This window comes from Candidatus Desulfofervidus auxilii, from assembly GCA_030262725.1.
Taxonomy (GTDB): Bacteria; Desulfobacterota; Desulfofervidia; order Desulfofervidales; family Desulfofervidaceae; genus JAJSZS01.
In genome coordinates, this window is the sequence record JAJSZS010000017.1 from 1 (window position 1) to 20,572 (window position 20,572).

Genomic DNA, 20,572 nt, shown 5'->3' on the forward strand with positions numbered 1-20,572 from the left:
AGGCTATTTGGTGAAAACAAATTGATTTAAAGGAAAGATATAAAGTGATAGCAACAAACCTTGATTTTGAGCCAGAGGAAATCGGATTTTCGATGGAGAGGATTTTGGGTTAAATAATAAAAATTGGTTCACCAAGAATAGCAAAACGTACCCATTCAAAGGCAAATTTAAGCAATTCCTCATCATCTTCTTTTATTTTTTGTACTCTTTCTGAGGGTACCTTTAACCGTTTTAAGGTTTGACCAGTAAAAAGAAAAGTACGAAATTTATCAGTATTATAACAAGCCATATAAAACATCTGCCATGCTTCCCCTTTAAGCATAGATATTCTTTCCCATCCTTTACTTTCAGTAACTGCTCGATATGCTTTTTCCATAGCAAGATAGGGATTTAACCCTTGATCCTCTTTCCATTCTTCTATTGTCCATTCCTTTGGTTCATCAAATCCTTGGCAAAATTCAAATTTAATTAATCTATACTTTCCCTCATTAGGAGTTTGTTCGATGGGATAAGCACGGCATGGCCAAGGTCTGTCTGAATAGATTATACATCCCTCAGGGGTAACAAAAGGGCAACTTTTTTCCTCATTATCTCGCATTTTAAGAAGTACTAATGGAAGACCCTTTTGTCCTTTCCTAGGTAAAGTATATTTTAATAAAAATTCTTCAGAAGATATACCAAGAGCCTTTTTCATACGCATAACATCATAAGGCATCAACCATATATTTACATTTTTGCAACACTTAGTATAGCAAGAAAGCCCTTTATGACAAGCAAAACGAAATTTACTATTTGTAGTCAGAAGTGTTTCCATTTTTTCCATTTTTATGCAAGTAATTTTTGAATCTTCTGTGCTATTACACCGACAGAAAATGGTTTTTCTACTAGTTCTTCTGCTCCAATTTCTTCAAGGGATAAACCGCCATGATTATATCCAGTCATTAAAATAATCTTAACATCAGGTTTTTTTACTTTAATTTTTTTCGCCAATTTAATACCAGAAGCTTTAGGCATTACAATATCTAAAACCACTAAATTAATTTCTTTTTCATGTTCTACAAAAACTAACCAACCTTCTTCTCCATCTTGAGCTTGAAATACTTTATAACCCAATTCTTCAAGAAATTCTTTAAAAACTTTTACTAACTCTTCCTCATCTTCTACAATCAAAATACCTTTTTCTTGCGCCTTTTCAAATGTTTCTAATGTTTCGGCACTTTTAGTTTTGATTAATGGAAAGTATATTTTAAATTCAGCTCCTTTACCTACATCACTTTCCACTACAATATAACCATTAACTTGTTTAACAATACCATAAACAGTAGCTAAACCCATCCCTGTTCCTTTATCTGGACCTTTGGTAGTAAAAAAAGGATCAAAAATACGGTGTTGTATCTCTTTAGGAATACCCTCACCTGTATCTTTAACACTAAGACATATATATTCACCTGACTTCATAAAAGGATATCGTTTTATTTCTTCTTCCCCAACCATTTCTTCTGTAAGTCTAATGTATATATCTCCTCCTTCAGGCATAGCATCACAGGCATTAGTAGCTAGATTTAAAATTACCTGTTGAATTTGAGTTGGATCAGCTTCAATTTTAGAATTTGAATGAATATCTAAATGAATATTAATATTTTCAGGAATAGTTCTTTTTAATAATTTTACTGTTTCTTTTACTAGAGGAGCTAATACAAATTTTTGTTTTTCAACTATAGATTGTCGAGCAAATGTTAAGAGTTGTTCAATAAGTTGATGAGTCTGATTACAAGCATCAATCAAACCAGAAAAGTATTTATAATGAGGGCTTTTTTCATCAATTTGCATAGCAATAAGCTGAGCATAACCCATAATAATCATAAGTAAATTATTAAATTCATGAGCAATACCTGAAACCATAGTACCAATAGTTTCATAGCGTTGTGAAAGAAATTGGCTTGTTTCTTTTAATTTTTTTTCTAAAGCGAGTTTTTGCAATAATTCAGGGAGCCAATCAATATTACTTATGTCTAAGAAATTTATTTGAGAAAGTTTTTTATCTAAAATTTCATGAGAAATTTTTTTATTTTGTTCAAAATTGATAATAATATCCAGACTTTCATCCTCTAAAAAAGGTCTATAATCCTCTTTTATAGAAATACCTAATTCTTGAGCAAGAGGTATAGCTGGAGCATTTAAATCTTTTTCTACCAAAGCTGTGATTTTTAAAAAAGAATTGCGAAATTCTTTAATAAATTTTAATAACGATAAACATTTTTCATTACCACCGATAATTACGCTTTTTAAAATCACCTTAATTTCCTTCCTTTAAAAGATTTTTAGAATTAAAAAAGGACATTGCTTTCTCTAATCCTTCTGTTATTATTTTTGTTAATGCAATACAAACTTGCTTAAAAATAATTTTTAACTCTTCTTTTTCTTTCGAAGAAAATTCACCCAATACATAATTAATTGCATTTTTTGTTGGTGGACGTCCAATACCAATTTTTAATCTAGGTATATTTTTTGTTTTAAGATAATCTTGAATAGAACTTACACCTTTGTGTCCACCACTTCCTCCTCCCTTTACTATTTTTATCTTACCCCACGAAATATCCATATCATCGTGAATAATTAAAATTTGTGAAGGAGAGATTTTAAAATAAGACATAAGCCATAAAGCTGCTTCACCACTGAGATTCATAAAAGTAAGAGGTTTTGCCACTATTATTTCATGTGTTTTTATTTCTGTTTTTCCCCACCATGTTAAGGAATTTTCATTTTCTTCTTTTAAACCATACAATGAAATTAAACTATCAATTGCCATAAATCCCATGTTATGTCTTGTTTTAAAATAAGCATTTCCTGGATTTCCTAAGCCTAAAAGGAGCTTAATAGTTTCAATCACTCTAAACAGCAGCTTCTTCTTTTTCTTCTTCAACAGCTTCTTCTGCTTCAGGAGCTACTATTGTTACTATTGGCACCTGTGGGTCTTCTTCTATTTTTACACCTTCAGGTAAGGTAATATCTGCTACATAAATAGAATCTCCAATATCTAAATGGCTTACATCTATTTCAATATGTTCAGGTAATAAATGAGGTAATGCAGAAACACTTAATTCCCTTAAATGCTGCTCAAGTACACCACCTTTTTCTAACCCTTTAGGTTTACCTACAATAGAAATAGGTATATCCATCGTCAGTTCTTTATCCATAGCTACTTCGTAAAAATCCACATGAATTATTTGATCTGTTATTGGATGTAAATCCACATCTTTTATTAAGACTTTTTTCCTTTGAGAAGATTCTCCGTTTACGACTTCTAAATCAATAAATGAAGTTCCTTTTTGGGTTAAAATTTTTAAAAGCTGAGAAAGTTCAACAGCAATAGGAATAGGTGAAGTACTTGGACCATAAATAATGGCTGGAATAAAACCTTGACGACGAAGTTTCTTTGCTACTTCCTTACCTGTTTTTTTTCTTATTTGAGCTTTCAGTAAATTTTCCACATCTACCTCCTTTATACAAACAATGTGCTAATAGATGTTTCCTCATGAATACGTTTTATTGCCTCCCCTAAAAGTGAAGCTACAGATAATACTTCAATTTTTTCACAGTTTTTAGCTTTTTCTCTTAATGGAATAGTATTTGTTACTACAAGTCTTTTAATAGGGGATTTCATAAGACGCTCTAAAGCTGGCCCTGAAAGCACAGGATGAGTACAACAAGCATAAACTTCTTTTGCTCCCCTTTCTAAAAGCACATGAGCAGCTTCAGTAAGAGTACCAGCTGTATCTACCATGTCATCTAAAATAATAACTGTTTTTTCTTTAATATCGCCGATAACATTTACAGCTTCTGCTATATTAGGAGCATCACGTCGTTTATCAATGATAGCAAGATTTGCTCCCAATCTTTTAGCAAAAGCCCTAGCCCTTTCTACTCCACCAGCATCTGGTGAAACAATAGTTAAATTGTCTTTAAAATGCTGTTTAATATAATCTAACATTACTGGTGCTGCAAAAAGATGGTCAACAGGGATATTAAAAAAGCCTTGAATTTGGCCAACGTGTAAATCCATGGAAAGTACTCTATCAGCTCCAGCTGTAGTGATTAAATCTGCCACTAATTTAGCTGTAATGGGTACTCTAGGTTTTACTTTTCGGTCCTGACGTCCATATCCATAATAAGGAATTACAGCTGTAATACGTCTAGCTGAAGCCCTTTTTAAAGCATCAATTATAATAAGAAGTTCCATTAAATTGTGATTAACAGGTGGACAAGTAGATTGAATAACAAATACATCCTTTCCTCTTACATTTTCACCTATCTCTACTCTTGTCTCTCCATCACTAAAAGTACCAACTAATGCTTTCCCTATTGGAATACCTAAATAATCAGCAATTTCTTTAGATAACACTGGATTAGCATTTCCACTAAAAAGTACTAAATTATCCATTTTAAAACCCTATAAAACAAAAAAATGGCTGGGGTGGGAGGATTCGAACCTCCGAATGCGGGATCCAAAGTCCCGTGCCTTACCGCTTGGCGACACCCCAGTTTATAAACCTTTTACTAAAAAACTCTGCCAATTTTTTGGCAATTTCAAAGCACTTTTTACTGCCAAAGCCTCTTTTTTATTTTTAAATACAGCTATTACACTTCCCCCACTTCCACTCATTATTACATGTTTAGCTCCAGCCACTTTTAGCCGCTCTTTAGCCACTTGAACCTCTGGAAACTCTTTTTTTACTCCAGTTTCTAAATCATTTTGTAGATGTTTTATAATATCTTGTGCACATATTATTTTAGTTTGAAATTTCTCCCTTGTCAATCTTACCTGCTGATAAGCCCAGGCTGTAGAAATTTTTATAGGAGGTAAAACAATAATATACCAAAATAATAATGAAAAAGGTAAAAATTTCAATTTTTCGCCCCTTCCAGTAGCAATTGCTGTCTTTTTAAAGATAAAAAATGGCACATCACTCCCTAATTCAGCAGCCATTTTAGATAATTCATTTAAAGAAAAAGGTTCTGCTAAAAGAGTATTTAATCCTAAAAGGGTATTAGCAGCATCACTACTTCCTCCTCCTAAACCAGCAGCAATTGGAATGTTTTTTATAAGATGAATATTAGCTCCTAAAGGTTTTTTAAAAAAAGAAAAAAATAATTTTGCTGCTTTGTAAATTAAATTATTTTTTTCCAAAAACAAATCATTATTATTTATAATCGTAAGGGTAATTTTTTTGTCTGATGTTAGCTTTATAAAAATAATATCAAACAAACTTACTGGTTGCATAAGAGTAAAAATCTCATGAAATCCATTTAAACGTCTATTTAAAACTTTTAAGATTAAATTAACTTTTGCTGGAGCAAAGAAATAATCAGATTTCACTATCTTGAAGGCACCTGCACAGGAATAAAAATTGTCATATCTTGACGTCTTACAAGAAAAAGTAATATTTTGCCAGGTTTTGCTTGTTGGATAATCTTGTAATAATCTTCAAGATTCTTTATTGATTTACGATTAATTTCAAGGACAATATCACCTCTTCTCAAACCTGCCTCATCTGCAATGCTTCCTCTTTTTACCCATGTAATAATTACTCCCTCTTTTGTTTCTGCTACTTCTATACCTAAATAGCGGGATGTCATCTGTGGCTTTTTTGAAATACTTACTTCTTCTTTAAGCTCGCCAATAATCACTTTTAATGTTTTTATTTTACCATTTCGCCAAACTTTTATCTCTACTTTTTTACCTACAGGGGTCATAGCTACAAGACGGGGGAGTTGGTTCATTTCTTTAATAGAATGTCCATCATATTCAATTATAACATCACCTCTTTTTATACCTGCTTTATCAGCTGGACTACCAGGAGTAACATCTCCTACTAAAGCTCCTTTTGGTTCTTTTAAACCTAAAGCTTGAGCTAATTTAGGTGTTACCTCTTGCACTACTACACCAAGCCAACCCCGAATTACTCGATGATGTTTTTTTAATTGAGCAACAATAACTTTTGCCATATTAATAGGAATAGCAAAACCAATACCTTGTGCCTGAGCTACAATTGCTGTATTAATGCCTACTACTTCCCCTTTTAAATTAAGCAATGGACCACCACTATTACCTGGATTAATAGCTGCATCAGTCTGAAGAAAATTGTCATAAGGTCCAGCTCCTATAATCCTTTCTTTAGCACTTATAATGCCCACAGTGACAGTATGACCTAAACCAAAAGGATTACCAATAGCAATTACCCAATCACCTACTTGTAAAGTATCTGAATCACCAAGAGGTAAAGTAGGCAGATTTTTTGCATTGATTTTTAATAAAGCAATATCTGTTTTAGGATCTCTTCCAACTATTTCTGCTCTATATTCTTTTTGATTTAAAAGTTTAACCAAAATTTCAGTAGCTTTTTCCACCACATGATTATTTGTTAAAATATAACCTGATTCATCAAGAATAAAACCAGAACCTAAACTCCTTTGTTTAAGTTCCGGTTGAGGAATTTCACCAAAAAATTTTTCAAAAAATTCTCTAAATGGGTCTTCTTCACCAAATGGCCCAAAAAAATATTTAAAAACAGGACCTGGTCTTACTACTTTAACTGTACTAATATTAACTACGCTTTTACTTGCCTTTTTGACAATAGGAGAAAAGGTAGGAAGAAAATTTATTTTTTCTTTAACAGGATTTGCTGGAGAGTGATTTACAAATTGCATACCAGTGAGCCAAACAACACCAATAATAAAAGAACAAATACTTACCAATATTAATGACCACCAAGGAAATTTATATTTCATTTTTTCCTCCTATTTTTTGACCTGTTTTACATATTTGATCCGTAAGTCAAAAAGAATGTTGTTTAATAATCCTTCTTCTTCAGCATCTAGGTTGCCTTTTGTTTTTTCCTTAAGCATTTCTAAAATATCTATTGTTTGTTTAGCTAAAATTAGATTTTTTTTATATTCACCTGTAGAAGGATCAGGTATTTCTCCTAAATGCATAAGTGCCGATGAACTGAGAGAAACAATAAAAGTAGAAAAATTTACTGGGGGTAAAGATTCTTCTTTTTTTTCTACTGTTTCTTTTTTCTCTTCTTTAAAAATGCGTCTTTTATCTATTACTTTAAAGCCTTTCTCCTCTTCCATTTTTTCCCTCCACTTTCTATAATTCCAGGGCTACAGCTGACATTACATGAGGTAATGTTTTTATTTCTTCTAATACTGGCTTAGGTACAGGTATATTAGTAGAAAGCAAAATCAAAGTTTGTCCAGTAACTTCATCCTGTCCTACATGCATTCTGCCAATATTAATCTGATGTCGTCCCAAAACAGTACCAATATTACCAATAACGCCAGGTCTATCTACATTTTGAATCAAAAGCATATGACCTTCTGGTACAGCTTCTAGAGCAAAGCCATCTAAACGTACAATACGTGGCTTATTTTTACCAAAAATAGTACCTGTAATAGATTTTTTCTCGCCAGTTTCTGTATGTACTGTCAAAACAATAACATTAGTAAAATCTGTAGGAATTTCTCGTTTTGATTCTTTAACTTGAATTCCTCTTTCTGTTGCTAACAAAAGTGCATTAACAAAGTTTACTTGTTCTCCTAAGATAGGAGTAAGCAAACCTTTTAATGCAGCAATTTTAATAGGTTGAGTATCCGCTTTTGTAACTTCTCCTATATATTCTATTTCTACTTCCTTTATTGGGTCTTTTACTACTTGAGTATGAAACATTCCCATCTTTTCAGCTAATGTGAGATACGGACCTAAGGTAGCTAACAATTCTTGACTAATAGAAGGAACATTAACAGCATTACGCACAATTCCATGAATAAGATAATCAATTACTTGTTCAGCAATAGCAATAGCTACATTTGTCTGAGCCTCTTCAGTAGAGGCACCTAAATGAGGTGTACAGATTACATTATCTAATTGTAAAAGTGGATTATCTTTAGGAGGCTCTTCTTCAAAAACATCTAATGCTGCTCCAGCTACCTTTCCACGAATTAAAGCATCATATAAATCTGATTCTTTAACAATACCACCCCTTGCACAATTTATAATCATAACACCGTCTTTCATTTGAGCAAATGCCTTTTTATCTACTAAATACTTTGTTTCAGGAGTAAGAGGAGTATGAATAGTGATAAAATCTGCTCTTTGATAAAGTTCTTCTAATGGGACTAGTTCCACGCCTAATTTTTCTGCCATCTCTGGACGAACAAAAGGATCATAAGCAATAACTTCCATCTTTAATCCTTTTGCTCTATCTGCTACAATACTACCAATACGACCTAAACCAATAATGCCTAAAGTCTTTCGATAAAGTTCGCGTCCTTGAAATCTTTTCTTTTCCCATTTTCCTGCTTTAAGAGAGGCTGTTGCTTGAGGAATATTTCTTGCAAGAGCCATAAGGAGAGCAATAGTATGCTCTGCAGTAGTGACAACATTACCCTCAGGTGCATTCATTACAACAATACCTTTCTTAGTAGCTGTTTTTATATCCACATTGTCTAAACCAATACCTGCACGTCCAATAACCTTTAAATTTTTAGCGGCATCAATAAGCTCAGCTGTAACTTTTGTAGCACTGCGAATAATTAGAGCATGAGCTTCCTTAACTCTTTCTTTCAATTCTTCAGGAGAAAGAGAAGTGGCTAATTCTACTTCAAACTCAGGCACTCTTTCAAACAATTCAATACCTTTAGGAGAAATATTATCACTAATAAGGATCCTATACTTCATCTTTTATCTCCTTATGAAGTAAGGAAAATTTTTTGCATAGTTTTTACGCCTATACCTGGCGTTAAAGAATATCCTAACTCAATTAATACTCGTTCTAAAGCAGCAATTACCATTATTAAATCTTGTTCATCTACATAGCCCATATGAGAAATACGAAAGATTTTTCCTTTAAGTTTAGCCTGACCACCAGCAATAATAATACCATATGCCCGTAAACGTTTCACTATCTCTTGAGCATCAATACCTTTTGGCGCTAAAACAGCAGTTAAAATTTCTGAAGGATTTTCTTTTGTAAAAAGCTCTAATCCCATAGCCTCTATTGCCTTTTTTACAGCTAAAGAAAAACGTTGATGTTTAGCAATAATATTTTCAAGACCTTCTTCTTTAATGCGCTTTAAATTCTCTCTTAAACCCAAAATTAATGAAACAGCAGCAGTATAAGCAGTTTGATTTTTAGCTAAACTTTTTCTTTCTTTAAGGAAGTCAAAATAATATCTAGGCAATTGTGCCTTTTTTACAAATTGCCAAGCTTTATCACTTAAACATACAAAGGCTAATCCTGGTGGTAGCATTAAAGCCTTTTGAGAACCAGCAACAACAACATCTAAATACCATTCATCTGTTCTAATTTCCATCGCTCCTAAAGCAGAAATAGCATCAACTACAAGAATAGTATCCTCTTTCTGATGAATAATTTCTCCAATTTCTTTTAATGGAAATTTTACACCAGTGGAGGTTTCATGAGCTTGAATAAATACTGCCTTTATCTCAGGGTGTTTCTCTAATGCTTCAGCAATCTGAGCAATCTTTACACATCTTCCCCATTCAATATCTATATTAATGGTTTTTACTCCATATGCTTCACAAATCTCTGCCCAACGTTCACCAAACTTCCCTGCTCTTACAACTAAGGCTGTATCTCCTGAAGAAAGAGTATTAGTTACTGCTCCTTCCATAGCACCAGTACCAGTAGAGGCAAATATTAAAACATCATTTTTTGTTTGAAACACATACTTTAAGTCTTCTTTTACTTCAGCAAGAATAGAGGCAAATTGTGGCGAACGATGGTGGAGAATGGGTACTGCCATTGCCAATAAAGTTTCTGGTGGTACTGGAGTTGGACCCGGAGTAAAAAGATAATATTTTTTCATCTTTCTTCTCCAAAAAAAGTAGAGTAAACATTTAACACCCCATAATTAGAATGTCAACGATTTATGTTGCCTTTTTGTTATTAAAATGATAAATTAAAATAATGACTGTTATTAGTTTAATTCTTATTCTTTTTTTAATTATTAATCAGGTTTTAGCAGAAGAAGCTGTTTATGTAGGAATGGAAAAATGCAAGCCATGTCATTCTGCATATGTAGAAGCATATTCTGGATTTAAACGTTCTAGAAATTTTCGTATTTTAGAAATGAGAGGAAAAGAACATGACCCTCAATGTTTGCCATGTCATACTACTGGATATGGAGAACCAGGAGGATTTATTAGTGTAGAAAAAACTCCTCATCTTAAAAATGTTCAGTGTGAAGTTTGCCATGGGCCTGCCAGCCTTCATATAAAAGCCAAAACTATGGAAGAAAAAAGAAAAACAATAAAGATTCCTAAAAATCTTTGTACTAAATGCCATACACAACACGGACACAGAGAATATTAGTTTTAAAGTGAAAAAATTATTTCAAAGTTTAAGTACTAAACTAACTTGTAGTATCGGTTTGGCTTTAGTCATTAGTTTAGTTATTTTTACTTATAGAGACTTAAAAAAATTTGAAAATGTTTTTCTAGAAGAAGCAAGAAAAAAAGCTCTAGATATTACTGATACTGTTATGAAAAGTATAGAATATCCTATGCTTGATGGTGAAATGGAAGATGTACAAGCTATTTTAGAAAGAGTTAATGCTTTAAAAGATTTACGTATAATTCATCTTTGTGATCCAGATGGCGTAATTAAATATAGTGGAACATTTAAAAGAATAGGAAAAAAAACTAAATCTGAGATTACATTAAAAGTTTTGCGTGACTATACACCAGCAAAAGGAGTAGAAACATGGTTAGGGGAAGCAAAGGTTTTTCGATATGCTGTACCTATAATGAATGAAAAAGCTTGTTATAAATGTCACGGTAGTAAAAAGAAAGTTTTAGGAGTATTGACTATTGGATTTGATTGGAATCCCGTTGAAGAGAAGCTCAGAATACATCGAAACAATCTTATTATTAATCTTTTTATTTCAACAATGCTGTTAATTGGGCTAATTACTGGATTACTTCATTATATGGTAATAATTCCTGTACAAAGGCTTACTAAAGCAGCTAAGGCTATTGCTAAAGGGAATTTAGGACAAGAAATACCAGTTACTAAGTCAAAGGATGAAGTTGGAGAATTGACTTTTGCCTTTCGTGAGATGCAAGCTAGTCTTATTAAGTTAACTACAGATTTAAAGGCTTCTAGTGAAGAATTGAAAAAGATGTATGATTTTCAAAAAAAACTTATTGAAAATTCAATTGATGGCATTGTAGCTACTGATGAAAAAAGAAATATTGTAATCTTTAATGAAAGAGCAGAAGCTATTTTTGGTTATTCTCAAGAAGAAGTTGTTGGTAAAATGAAAATAGATGAACTTTACCCTCCAGGAGTAAGCAAAAAGATTGAAAGAGTTTTATATGATGATAATTTTGGTGGAAGAGGAAGATTAGCTAATTATGAAACAGTGATTATAAATAAAAAGGGAGAACAAGTACCTGTATGGCTTTCAGCCGCTTTGATACATGGAGAAAATGGTAAAGAAATAGGTACTGTAGTGGTATTTAGAGACCTAACTGAAAGAAAAGAATTAGAAGAAAAAATCCTTCAATCAGAAAGATTGGCTACAATTGGTCGAGGTGTATCATACATAGGCCATGAAATTAAAAATCCTTTAATTATTATTGGAGGCTTTACTCAACAGGTACTTTATTCTACTAAGGATGAAAAAAATCGACAAAAACTACAAATTGTGTTAGAAGAAATTGAAAGATTAAATCAATTTCTTACAAGTATTAGTGATTTTACAAAATTTACAAAACCTCAATTAAGTATTTCTAATATTAATGATATTGTAAATGAAGTTCATAATTTAATAGAACTTGAGCTTAAAGATAAACAAATTAAATTTGTTAAATCTTTAGATCCTCATATTCCAGAAAGTTTGTTAGATATAAAACAGATTAAACAGGTATTACTTAATATCATAAAAAATAGTATTGAAGCTATGCCAGGAGGAGGAAATTTAACTGTTATTACAACTTTAAAGAACGATCATATTTTAATCAAAATCAAAGATACAGGAAAAGGTATTTCTGCCGAAAATTTGAAAAAAATATTTGATCCATTTTTTACTACTAAACCTAAAGGCAGTGGACTTGGTTTAGCTATTTCTAAAAAGATTATAGAGGCTCATAAAGGTAAAATTTTCTTTGAAAGTGAATTGGGAAAAGGAACAACTTGCGTAATAAGTATACCAATTGAACGTTAGGAGGAAAGTATGGCCAGAAGAATTTTAATTTTTGATACTACTTTACGCGATGGAGAACAAGTGCCAGGTGCAAAACTTAATATTGATCAAAAATTGATTGTAGCTAAGCAATTAGAAAAATTAGGTGTAGATATTATTGAAGCTGGTTTCCCTGCCTCTTCTCCAGGTGATGCTAGAGCTGTTAATTTAGTAGCTCAAAAAGTAAGAAAACCTATTATTGCTGGACTTGCTCGAGCATTAAAAAGAGATATAGATATTCTTTGGGAAGCAATAAAAGACGCAGAAAGACCAAGAATTCACGTATTTTTAGCTGCTTCAGACATTCATATTGAAAAAAAACTACGTTTGGATAGACAAAGAGCTCTAGAAATGGCAGTAGAAGCAGTTAAGTATGCTAAAAAATATTGTTCAGATGTAGAGTTTTCACCAGAAGATGCTACCAGAGCAGATTTTGATTATCTTTGTCAGGTAGTAGAAGAAACTATTAAAGCAGGAGCTACAGTTATAAATATTCCGGATACTGTAGGTTATGCTATTCCTGAAGAATTTGGTGAACTTATCCGACGTTTAAGGGAAAAAGTGCCAGTTACAGATAAAATTATTCTCAGTGTACATTGTCATAATGATCTTGGATTAGCCACTGCTAATAGCATTATAGCTATTCGTAATGGAGCTACACAAGTAGAATGCACTATTAATGGTATTGGTGAAAGGGCAGGAAATGCTGCTTTGGAAGAAATAGTTATGATTTTAAAAACAAGACCTTATTATTTTGAGGTAGAAACAAATATTGTTACTCAAGAAATTATTCCTACAAGTCGTTTAGTTAGTCGTATGATGAACTTACCTGTCCAGCCTAATAAAGCTATTGTTGGAAGTAATGCATTTGCTCATTCTTCAGGTATTCATCAAGATGGTATTCTTAAGGATCGCCGCACTTATGAAATCATAAGACCAGAAGATGTGGGAGCTCAAGCCCATCTGCTTGTACTTACAGCACGCTCTGGCAGAAGGGCATTAAAACAAAAATTAACAGAACTGGGCTATGAACTTTCTGATGAAATATTTGAACGGACTTATAATCGTTTTTTGGCAGTGGCTGATAGAAAAAAAGAGATAACAGCCGAAGATTTAAAATCCATTGTGGAAGTAGAGCTTTCTAAAGTACCTGAAACTTATAGTTTAGTTAAAATGGTAGTTACAACCCAAGCAATGAGTGGCAATGACTTGCCATTAGCTATTCTTACTTTATCTAAAGGAGAAGAAAATCTTACTCAAGCAGCTGTAGGTAATGGCCCTGTAGATGCAGTTTTTAAATGTATTAATCAGATTACAGGTCTTCCTATAAATCTTCTTGATTATACTGTAGAAGCTGTAACTTCTGGAGCTGAAGCTTTAGGAGAAGCTACAGTCAAAATAGAAATAAATGGCCAAATTATAAGTGGAAGGGGTACTAGTCCAGATGTAATAGAAGCCAGTGCTAGAGCATATTTAAATGCAGTTAATCGCTATTTCGCCCTTTATAAATAATTAATGCCTGTAACTTTTTGTATTAGTTGCCAAACCTTTTGCTGGGGTAAAAATTTTATTATTTCATATAAATAAGCGCAATCTTTATAAGAAAGTTTTTGCAAAATAACCTTTATAAAAAATTCTTGCTTTAAATGAGGAAAAGGTATAGTAGGAGTAGGCTCAAGTTCTTCAGAACTTATTAATTTATTATAGATAAGTACTCGAGCAGCTAAAAGATTTTCTTTTTGAGGATCAATTTTTTTCTTTCTCATGTACCAAAATGTAAGAATATCACCTGGAACAAGAGGATATGGTAAAGGTTTACCTAATATTTTTTTAGCTAAAGAGCAAGCAATAGGAGCTAAAAGAAAAGATGCTTTTATTTCCCAATCTTTTAAATTTACATTTTGCAAAAAACGGGAAAGAAAGATATGAATATAGCCTGCTTCAATAAATATTTTTCCTTTTTTATCTTTAAGATAATGAGCAATGGCTTCTGCCCGTAACCTATCTCTTAAAGCGATTCTTTTAGCATCAGCATAGGCAAATTCTTTAACAGCCTTAACTGCTTTTTCAAAATCCTCCATGACAGCTTGATAATAATCAAGGAGACGCCCTGTTGCTTCATGTTCAGCTTCATATATATCTAAAAATTCAGGTAATTGTTTAATTTCCTCTGGACTTTTTCCATTTTCTATAAGCTGATACATCTTTACAAGTTTTTCCATGTACGGATCTATTTGGATTATAACTTTTCCATTTTTATAAGCTTCTTGTAAAAGTTTACATTGAGCTTTAAGAAACTTAGGAAACGTAGTCTCAATATTTTCTATATATTCTTTAAGTGATATCTTCCCAGAAAGCATTAAATTAAAAAGTGGATTTGGAAAATCTTCTAAAATGATAAAATCTGCTTGTTCAAATGCTTTTTTATAAAAAGGAATCGCCTCTAAACGATGAGCCGAAAAACCAATATAAATTTTTTTCACAGTTTAAACTCACCTTTTGCTTTAAATATCCATAATTTGTGACTGCGAGGAAATTCTCGTCTTATCAATTTTTTAAGAATTTTCCTCAGTTCTTCTTTTTTTACTTGAAAATTTTCTTTCCAAAATCCATTTTCTACAATTTGGAAGTACAATCCTTTTTTAAAAATTTTAATCGTACGATTTCTTTTATAGCTTTTAATCTCTAATAAAAAATTTTTATCAAGTGCTTTTATAACCCAATTTAAAGCGTTATCTTTATCAATCAAACTCATTCAAAATTAAATTGTTTTTAGTAAATATTCTGTATATCTCTGAACAATAGGATAGCGTCGGCCATAACCAAAAGCCTTTGTAGTAATTTTTATCCCTGGAGGTGCTTGATGGCGTTTATACTCATTTCTGTCTACTCGACGCACAATCTCTTTTACAGTCTCTGGAGGAAAACCCATACTAACAATTTCATCTAAACTTCGATGATTTTCAACATATTCTTTTAAAATCGGGTCTAAAAGTGCATAAGGAGGTAAATCATCTTCATCTCTTTGACCAGCTCTAAGTTCAGCTGAAGGTGCCTTAGTAAGCACTCTTTGAGGAATAATTTCTTTTTCTCTATTGACATAATGCGCTAAACGATAAACCAAAGTTTTTGGCACATCAGAAATTACTGCCAAGCCACCAGTTAAATCACCATAAAGAGTACAATAACCTACAGCCATTTCTGATTTATTACCTGAAGAAAGCACTAAATAGCCAAATTTATTGCTTAGAGCCATAAGAATATTGCCTCTGATACGTGCCTGAATATTTTCTTCAGCTACATTCCAAGGCAAATTACCAAAAAATGGTTTTAATGTTTCCAAATAAGCTTCAAATATTTGAGTAATAGGAATAACTTTGAAAGAAATATTTAAATTTTTAGCTAAAGCTTCCGCATCTTCTAAACTTTCTTTTGAAGTATAAGGAGAAGGCATAGCCACACCTAAAACATTTTCTTTTCCAAATGCTTTAGTAGCAATATAGGCTACAAGTGAGGAATCTACACCCCCACTAAGCCCTACCACTGCCTTTTTAAAACCAGTCTTATATGCATAATCCCTTGTGCCTAAAATAAGTGCCTTTAAAACTTCTGCTTCCTCTTCTTCAAATAAAACGCTCTTTTCTCCACCTGCCTTCTTTAACTCTGTAACAACCAAGTCTTCATCAAAATCCTTTGCGCGAACAAGTACTGTTTTATCTGGCAATACAATCTGACTATTGCCATCAAAGACTAAATCATCATTCCCACCTACTTGATTAACATAAATTATAGGAAAATTGTATTTTTGAGCTAAATGTTTAAACATATTTAAACGAAATGCAGGTTTACCTATAAAATAAGCAGATGCTGAGATATTTATTAAAACTTCTATATTTTCATTAGCTAATTGAGCTACTGGGTCAATAGCATATTCTCTGCGAGAAAAGAAATCTTTATCATTCCAAATATCTTCACAAATTGTTATTCCAAAACGTACACCTTGCCATTCTATCCAATTTGCCTTTTTTCCAGGTGCAAAATATCTAGTTTCATCAAAAACATCATAACTAGGCAAAAGGATTTTACGGGTCTTAAACATAATTTTTTTATCTTTAAAAAGTAATGCCACATTACATAAAGGTTTGGCTTGTTCTGTATGACGTTCTACAGCACCACAGATGACAGCAATTCCTTGTGTACGTTGAATTAAGTTTTCTAAAACAGTTAAACTATTATTAATAAAATCTTCTCTTTCCAGCAAATCTTTGGGTGGATAACCAATTAAAGTAAGCTCAGGAAAGATAATTAAATCGCACGCCTGTTTTTTTGCTTCATCTATAAAGCGAGATACCTTTTCCAGATTATAATCAAATGCACCAATAATGGGATTTGTTTGTGCTAGGGCAATTTTCATTTACCAAATCATCCTCACCTTTACGCCTTTCTCATGCAAATACTCTTTAATCTCTTTTATTGTATAAAGACCATAATGTACCATAGAGGCAATTAAAGCAGCATCTGCTTTTGCCTTGGTAAGCACTTCGTAAAGATGTTCAGGTATACCTGCGCCACCAGAGGCAATTACTGGAATAGATACATTTTCAGCAATAAGTTTTGTTAAATTAATCTCATATCCTTCCTGTGTACCATCGGCATCAATAGAGTTTAAACAAATTTCACCTGCTCCTAAGGACTCTGCCTCTTTAGCCCACCAAAGGGCATCTATACCTGTAGGGGTACGACCACCATGAATAACAATTTCATATCCAGATGGAATTTTCTCGCTAGGCATTACTCTCTTTGCATCCATACTTAAAACAATACATTGACTACCAAATGCCTTTGCACCTTCCTCAATAATCTTTGGATTAAGCACAGCTGCTGTATTTATGCTTACTTTTTCTGCCCCTGCTAAAAGCACACGCCGCATATCATCTAAAGTACGAATACCTCCACCAACTGAAAATGGAATAAATATCTCTTTTGCTACTCTTTCCACTACTTCAATCATAATATCTCTATATTCAGCTGAAGCAGTAATGTCATAAAATACAATTTCATCAGCACCTTCTTCATAATATATTTTAGCCATTTCTACAGGATCACCAACATCAACATTATTTCTAAATCTAATACCTTTAGTAGTTCTGCCGTCTTTTACATCTAAACAGACAACAATACGTTTGCTTAACATTATCTAGGCCTCCATTGACAGAAATTGTCTAAAAGTTTTAACCCTGGACGCCCACTTTTTTCTGGATGAAATTGTACAGCTACTAACCCTCTATAGGCTATAGCTGAATAAAATCTAATTCCATAATCAGTTACTCCTAAAATCAATTCTGTGTATTTAGGCATAGGATAGTAACTATGCACAAAATAAAACTCCGCTTCTGGATGGATATCAGAAAATACTGGATGAGGTTTAATAAGCTTTACTCGATTCCAACCCATGTGTGGGACTTTTAAAACCTCTCCTGTTTCTGGATTCTTAAGTTTAGAAGGAAATGCTTTTGCTTTGCCTGGAAGTATACCTAGACAACGAGTATTACCTTCTTCGCTTTCTTCAAAAATAATTTGAGCTCCTAAACAAATGCCTAAAAGCGGAGTCTTTCGAAGATAAATTTTTCTTAAAACTTCTGCCATCCCTGTTTTTTTTAAATCTTCCATAGCTGTTGCAGCTGCCCCTACACCTGGAAATATAACCCTTTCAGCTTGAAGCACTTCTTGTGGATTAGAAGTAATCTTTGCCTCATAACCCAAATAATGAAGAGCCCTTAAAACACTAGTTAAATTCCCTGCTTTATAATCAATAATCGCAATCATTATCTTCCCCAGATGAGAAGGAATATTCCCAGAGTATAACTTAATAAACCACAAAGTTTATAGCCATTCTCACCCATATTTACCCATTTATTAACAAGATTTTGAGCCAATCGAGGTTTTAATAAATAAAAAATCCCTTTAAAACAAGTTAGGATTCCTAAAATAAAAACATACCAAAAAACTTTCGCTTTAAATGAGGCAGCAATAAGAAATATACCAATAATAAATATTATGATCCCTAAAAATTGGAAATTTTTAGTTAAAAATTTTTGAAAAAGAGCTTTAACAGTTTGTGGCTTTAAAATACTAATTAGACCAAAAATCACACAAAGCAATCCAATAACCCATATTATTACTTTCATTTATCTTCTCCCCACCATTTTTTTAAGCGAGCTTTTATCAAACGTTCATATCCCCTGTTAGTAGGATAATAATAACGTTTTTTTTGAAGTAAAGGTGGCAAATATTTTTGTTTTACATGACCTTCTGGATAATCATGAGGATATTTGTATGTAATACCATAACCTAGTTTTTGCATAAGAGGAGTTGGGGCATTACGTAAATGGAGTGGAACAGATAGACTACCATAATCTTTAACATCTTTTTGAGCAAGTTCATGAGCAGTTAAGACAGCATTACTTTTAGGAGCAGTAGCAAGATAAATAACCGCCTGCACAATATTTAAAACACCTTCAGGCATACCTACTGCTTGAAATGCATTTAGAGCAGAAACAGCTACTTGAATAGCTTGAGGATCAGCATTACCTATATCCTCTGAAGCAAAAATGAGCATACGTCTTAAAATATATAAAGGGTCTTCTCCAGCCTCAAGCATCCTTTCCAACCAATATACAGCCGCATCAGGATCACTACCTCGCATACTTTTGATAAATGCAGAAATGAGGTGATAATGCTCATCTCCACTGCGATCATAACGTAGAGTTATATTCCCTAATACAGTTTTTAATGTTTCTAAAGAAATTACTTTTATCCCTTTTTCAATTTGAGCAAAATCTATAGACAATTCCAATGCTCTTAAAGCCACTCTAGCATCTCCTTGTGAAGCATTAATAAGCAAATTTAAAACATCTTTTTCTAAATGTATTGGAAAACAAAATCCTGTTTTTAATGCTCTTTCTAAAATTATTGTTAGTTCTTTAGGAGATAGTGAATAAAATGGCAATACTTTACATCGAGAAAGGAGTGGGGCTGTTAAATAAAAAGAAGGATTTTCTGTAGTAGTAGCAAGCAAAATAATAATACCTTTTTCAAGATAAGGTAAAAAAGCATCTTGTTGAGCACGATTAAACCGATGAATTTCATCAACAAAAAGTATTGTAGGTTGTTTACCTTCTTTCCACTTTCTTTCTGCCAATTGCATAATTTGTTTAATCTCTTTTATACTTGCAGTTACAGCAGAAAATGATGCTGAAGGATAACCAAAATGCAATTGAAGCAATCTAGCAAGAGTGGTTTTACCAGTACCTGGTGGTCCCCAAAAAATAAGAGAACAAAGTTTTTTTTCTTTTAACAAACCATTGATAAAATCCATAAGATGTCTCTGACCTACAAATTCTTTCAAATTTTTAGGACGTATTCTTTCAGCAAGTGGTAAATAATCTTCTTTCTGTATTTGTTTAAATTCTAACTTCCCCAGCATAATTTTTGATTTAATGTTTGAAAATATTTAGGATTTTCTATTAAATATACAGGACTTGAAGACTTTTTAATCTCTACTTTGTCCCCCACTTTAAGAGGTTTAAAAACTTGACCATCAAATACTACTCTAATACCTTCACCACCTTTTTCCAATTTTACACTTATTGTATCTTCAGGAGAAAGTACTAAAGAACGTTGTACAAGATGAAAAGGACAAACAGAAGTTAATACTAATACATCTAAAGTAGGGTAGATAATAGGACCACCAGCAGAAAGTGAATAGGCTGTAGAACCAGTAGGAGTAGCAACAATAAGACCATCTGCTCGAAAGGAAATTACTCTTTGCCCTTTTACTTCTACTGAAAGAGTAATTAAACGAGTAAATGCCCCTCTTTCTATTGCCACTTCATTTAAAGCCATAAAAGGGCCTTCTACTTTACCTTCTTTCGAAATAACAATACCTTCTAATGTCATCCTTTTTTCCACAAGCCGTTTTCCTGCAAGAACTTCTTTTACAATTGCTTGCCCTTCTTCCTTACTACCTGCAGTAAGAAAACCTAATTCTCCCCAATTTATTCCTAAAATAGGTATCTTCCTTGGCCATATCAATCTAGCAGCATGAAGTAAAGAACCATCTCCACCCAAAACAATAACTAGATCAAGATTGTCAGGAAATGGTGGGTAAAAAACCTTATATCCTTCTTTTTCTAGCCAGATTTTCCATTCTGCTGCTTTTTTTTCAGTTTCACTATCTTTTTGATAATAGATGCCTAATTTTTTCATTTCAAAATTTTATGATATACGCAGTTTTTTA

Annotated in this window: 21 protein-coding genes and 1 tRNA gene; 3 read left to right on the forward strand and 19 right to left on the reverse strand. The window is 32.6% G+C overall.

The features are described 5' to 3' along the window. Positions 1-109: 109 nt before the first annotated feature. From LWW95_09040 to LWW95_09090, 11 genes are all read right to left on the reverse strand, one after another. Positions 110-814 carry a YkgJ family cysteine cluster protein gene (locus tag LWW95_09040; protein MDL1957172.1) on the reverse strand — a complete coding sequence of 235 codons (705 nt, stop codon included), beginning with the start codon at positions 812-814 and terminating at the stop codon, positions 110-112. Positions 815-825: 11 nt separating this feature from the next. Next, positions 826-2,295, reverse strand: coding sequence for an ATP-binding protein (locus LWW95_09045; GenBank protein ID MDL1957173.1), 1,470 nt, complete (start codon positions 2,293-2,295; stop codon positions 826-828). A 1-nt stretch (position 2,296) separates the two neighbouring features. Next, on the reverse strand, positions 2,297-2,890 hold the full coding sequence (gene pth / locus LWW95_09050) for an aminoacyl-tRNA hydrolase (GenBank protein ID MDL1957174.1): 594 nt from the start codon (positions 2,888-2,890) through the stop codon (positions 2,297-2,299). Between the two features lies 1 nt (position 2,891). Continuing rightward, positions 2,892-3,491: a 50S ribosomal protein L25/general stress protein Ctc gene (locus LWW95_09055; protein MDL1957175.1), complete on the reverse strand. Its 600-nt coding sequence runs from the start codon at positions 3,489-3,491 to the stop codon at positions 2,892-2,894. A gap of 11 nt (positions 3,492-3,502) precedes the next feature. Beyond that, a complete protein-coding gene (locus LWW95_09060; protein ID MDL1957176.1) occupies positions 3,503-4,441 on the reverse strand; it encodes a ribose-phosphate pyrophosphokinase in 939 nt (312 codons plus the stop codon). A gap of 25 nt (positions 4,442-4,466) precedes the next feature. Continuing rightward, positions 4,467-4,541, reverse strand: a tRNA-Gln gene (locus tag LWW95_09065). Between the two features lie 2 nt (positions 4,542-4,543). Next, a complete protein-coding gene (ispE, locus tag LWW95_09070) occupies positions 4,544-5,377 on the reverse strand; it encodes a 4-(cytidine 5'-diphospho)-2-C-methyl-D-erythritol kinase (protein MDL1957177.1) in 834 nt (277 codons plus the stop codon). Further along, on the reverse strand, positions 5,377-6,789 hold the full coding sequence (locus LWW95_09075; protein ID MDL1957178.1) for a DegQ family serine endoprotease: 1,413 nt from the start codon (positions 6,787-6,789) through the stop codon (positions 5,377-5,379). The genes ispE and LWW95_09075 overlap by 1 nt, the downstream gene beginning before the upstream one ends. 9 nt (positions 6,790-6,798) lie before the next feature. Next, positions 6,799-7,137: a DUF1844 domain-containing protein gene (locus LWW95_09080; protein MDL1957179.1), complete on the reverse strand. Its 339-nt coding sequence runs from the start codon at positions 7,135-7,137 to the stop codon at positions 6,799-6,801. A 16-nt stretch (positions 7,138-7,153) separates the two neighbouring features. Then, positions 7,154-8,743: a phosphoglycerate dehydrogenase gene (serA, locus tag LWW95_09085; protein ID MDL1957180.1), complete on the reverse strand. Its 1,590-nt coding sequence runs from the start codon at positions 8,741-8,743 to the stop codon at positions 7,154-7,156. A gap of 11 nt (positions 8,744-8,754) precedes the next feature. Next, positions 8,755-9,894 carry an alanine--glyoxylate aminotransferase family protein gene (locus tag LWW95_09090; GenBank protein MDL1957181.1) on the reverse strand — a complete coding sequence of 380 codons (1,140 nt, stop codon included), beginning with the start codon at positions 9,892-9,894 and terminating at the stop codon, positions 8,755-8,757. Between the two features lie 101 nt (positions 9,895-9,995). On the opposite strand from LWW95_09090, the gene LWW95_09095 reads away from it, so the two are divergent. Genes LWW95_09095 through LWW95_09105 form a run of 3 tightly spaced genes read left to right on the forward strand, consistent with a single transcriptional unit; the run spans position 9,996 to position 13,785 of the window. Further along, a complete protein-coding gene (locus LWW95_09095) occupies positions 9,996-10,400 on the forward strand; it encodes a cytochrome c family protein (protein ID MDL1957182.1) in 405 nt (134 codons plus the stop codon). A gap of 7 nt (positions 10,401-10,407) precedes the next feature. Then, positions 10,408-12,255, forward strand: coding sequence for a PAS domain S-box protein (locus tag LWW95_09100; GenBank protein MDL1957183.1), 1,848 nt, complete (start codon positions 10,408-10,410; stop codon positions 12,253-12,255). 9 nt (positions 12,256-12,264) lie between these two features. Next, the gene (locus LWW95_09105; GenBank protein MDL1957184.1) at positions 12,265-13,785 is read left to right on the forward strand and encodes a 2-isopropylmalate synthase; all 1,521 of its coding nucleotides are present in this window, start codon (positions 12,265-12,267) and stop codon (positions 13,783-13,785) included. Here LWW95_09105 and LWW95_09110 read toward each other — a convergent pair. From LWW95_09110 to LWW95_09145, 8 genes are read right to left on the reverse strand one after another with little or no spacing between them, the layout of a single operon-like run. Next, positions 13,776-14,756 carry a hypothetical protein gene (locus LWW95_09110; protein ID MDL1957185.1) on the reverse strand — a complete coding sequence of 327 codons (981 nt, stop codon included), beginning with the start codon at positions 14,754-14,756 and terminating at the stop codon, positions 13,776-13,778. The two genes, LWW95_09105 and LWW95_09110, sit on opposite strands and share 10 nt — an antisense overlap. After that, positions 14,753-15,028, reverse strand: coding sequence for a hypothetical protein (locus tag LWW95_09115; protein MDL1957186.1), 276 nt, complete (start codon positions 15,026-15,028; stop codon positions 14,753-14,755). Before LWW95_09115 ends, LWW95_09110 begins: the two co-directional genes overlap by 4 nt. A 6-nt stretch (positions 15,029-15,034) precedes the next feature. Further along, positions 15,035-16,687, reverse strand: coding sequence for an NAD+ synthase (locus tag LWW95_09120; protein ID MDL1957187.1), 1,653 nt, complete (start codon positions 16,685-16,687; stop codon positions 15,035-15,037). Further along, the gene (gene hisF, locus LWW95_09125) at positions 16,688-17,467 is read right to left on the reverse strand and encodes an imidazole glycerol phosphate synthase subunit HisF (GenBank protein MDL1957188.1); all 780 of its coding nucleotides are present in this window, start codon (positions 17,465-17,467) and stop codon (positions 16,688-16,690) included. Continuing rightward, a complete protein-coding gene (gene hisH / locus LWW95_09130) occupies positions 17,467-18,099 on the reverse strand; it encodes an imidazole glycerol phosphate synthase subunit HisH (protein ID MDL1957189.1) in 633 nt (210 codons plus the stop codon). The genes hisF and hisH overlap by 1 nt, the downstream gene beginning before the upstream one ends. Beyond that, complete coding sequence (locus LWW95_09135) at positions 18,099-18,461, reverse strand: hypothetical protein (protein ID MDL1957190.1); 363 nt, start codon at positions 18,459-18,461, stop codon at positions 18,099-18,101. The genes hisH and LWW95_09135 overlap by 1 nt, the downstream gene beginning before the upstream one ends. Next, complete coding sequence (locus tag LWW95_09140) at positions 18,458-19,759, reverse strand: replication-associated recombination protein A (protein ID MDL1957191.1); 1,302 nt, start codon at positions 19,757-19,759, stop codon at positions 18,458-18,460. The genes LWW95_09135 and LWW95_09140 overlap by 4 nt, the downstream gene beginning before the upstream one ends. Next, a complete protein-coding gene (locus LWW95_09145) occupies positions 19,744-20,541 on the reverse strand; it encodes an NAD(+)/NADH kinase (GenBank protein MDL1957192.1) in 798 nt (265 codons plus the stop codon). Before LWW95_09145 ends, LWW95_09140 begins: the two co-directional genes overlap by 16 nt. Positions 20,542-20,572: the final 31 nt, after the last annotated feature.

Bases quoted from the DNA above. Each gene is read 5' to 3' on its own strand.
- LWW95_09090 (MDL1957181.1), bottom strand. From the start codon at position 9,894: ATGAAAAAATATTATCTTTTTACTCCGGGTCCAACTCCAGTACCACCA.
- LWW95_09080 (MDL1957179.1), bottom strand. From the start codon at position 7,137: ATGGAAGAGGAGAAAGGCTTTAAAGTAATAGATAAAAGACGCATTTTT.
- hisF (MDL1957188.1), bottom strand. From the start codon at position 17,467: ATGTTAAGCAAACGTATTGTTGTCTGTTTAGATGTAAAAGACGGCAGA.
- LWW95_09120 (MDL1957187.1), bottom strand. From the start codon at position 16,687: ATGAAAATTGCCCTAGCACAAACAAATCCCATTATTGGTGCATTTGAT.
- LWW95_09140 (MDL1957191.1), bottom strand. From the start codon at position 19,759: ATGCTGGGGAAGTTAGAATTTAAACAAATACAGAAAGAAGATTATTTA.
- hisH (MDL1957189.1), bottom strand. From the start codon at position 18,099: ATGATTGCGATTATTGATTATAAAGCAGGGAATTTAACTAGTGTTTTA.
- serA (MDL1957180.1), bottom strand. From the start codon at position 8,743: ATGAAGTATAGGATCCTTATTAGTGATAATATTTCTCCTAAAGGTATT.
- LWW95_09145 (MDL1957192.1), bottom strand. From the start codon at position 20,541: ATGAAAAAATTAGGCATCTATTATCAAAAAGATAGTGAAACTGAAAAA.
- LWW95_09040 (MDL1957172.1), bottom strand. From the start codon at position 814: ATGGAAACACTTCTGACTACAAATAGTAAATTTCGTTTTGCTTGTCAT.
- LWW95_09115 (MDL1957186.1), bottom strand. From the start codon at position 15,028: ATGAGTTTGATTGATAAAGATAACGCTTTAAATTGGGTTATAAAAGCA.
- LWW95_09135 (MDL1957190.1), bottom strand. From the start codon at position 18,461: ATGAAAGTAATAATATGGGTTATTGGATTGCTTTGTGTGATTTTTGGT.
- LWW95_09060 (MDL1957176.1), bottom strand. From the start codon at position 4,441: ATGGATAATTTAGTACTTTTTAGTGGAAATGCTAATCCAGTGTTATCT.
- LWW95_09095 (MDL1957182.1), top strand. From the start codon at position 9,996: ATGACTGTTATTAGTTTAATTCTTATTCTTTTTTTAATTATTAATCAG.
- LWW95_09105 (MDL1957184.1), top strand. From the start codon at position 12,265: ATGGCCAGAAGAATTTTAATTTTTGATACTACTTTACGCGATGGAGAA.
- LWW95_09075 (MDL1957178.1), bottom strand. From the start codon at position 6,789: ATGAAATATAAATTTCCTTGGTGGTCATTAATATTGGTAAGTATTTGT.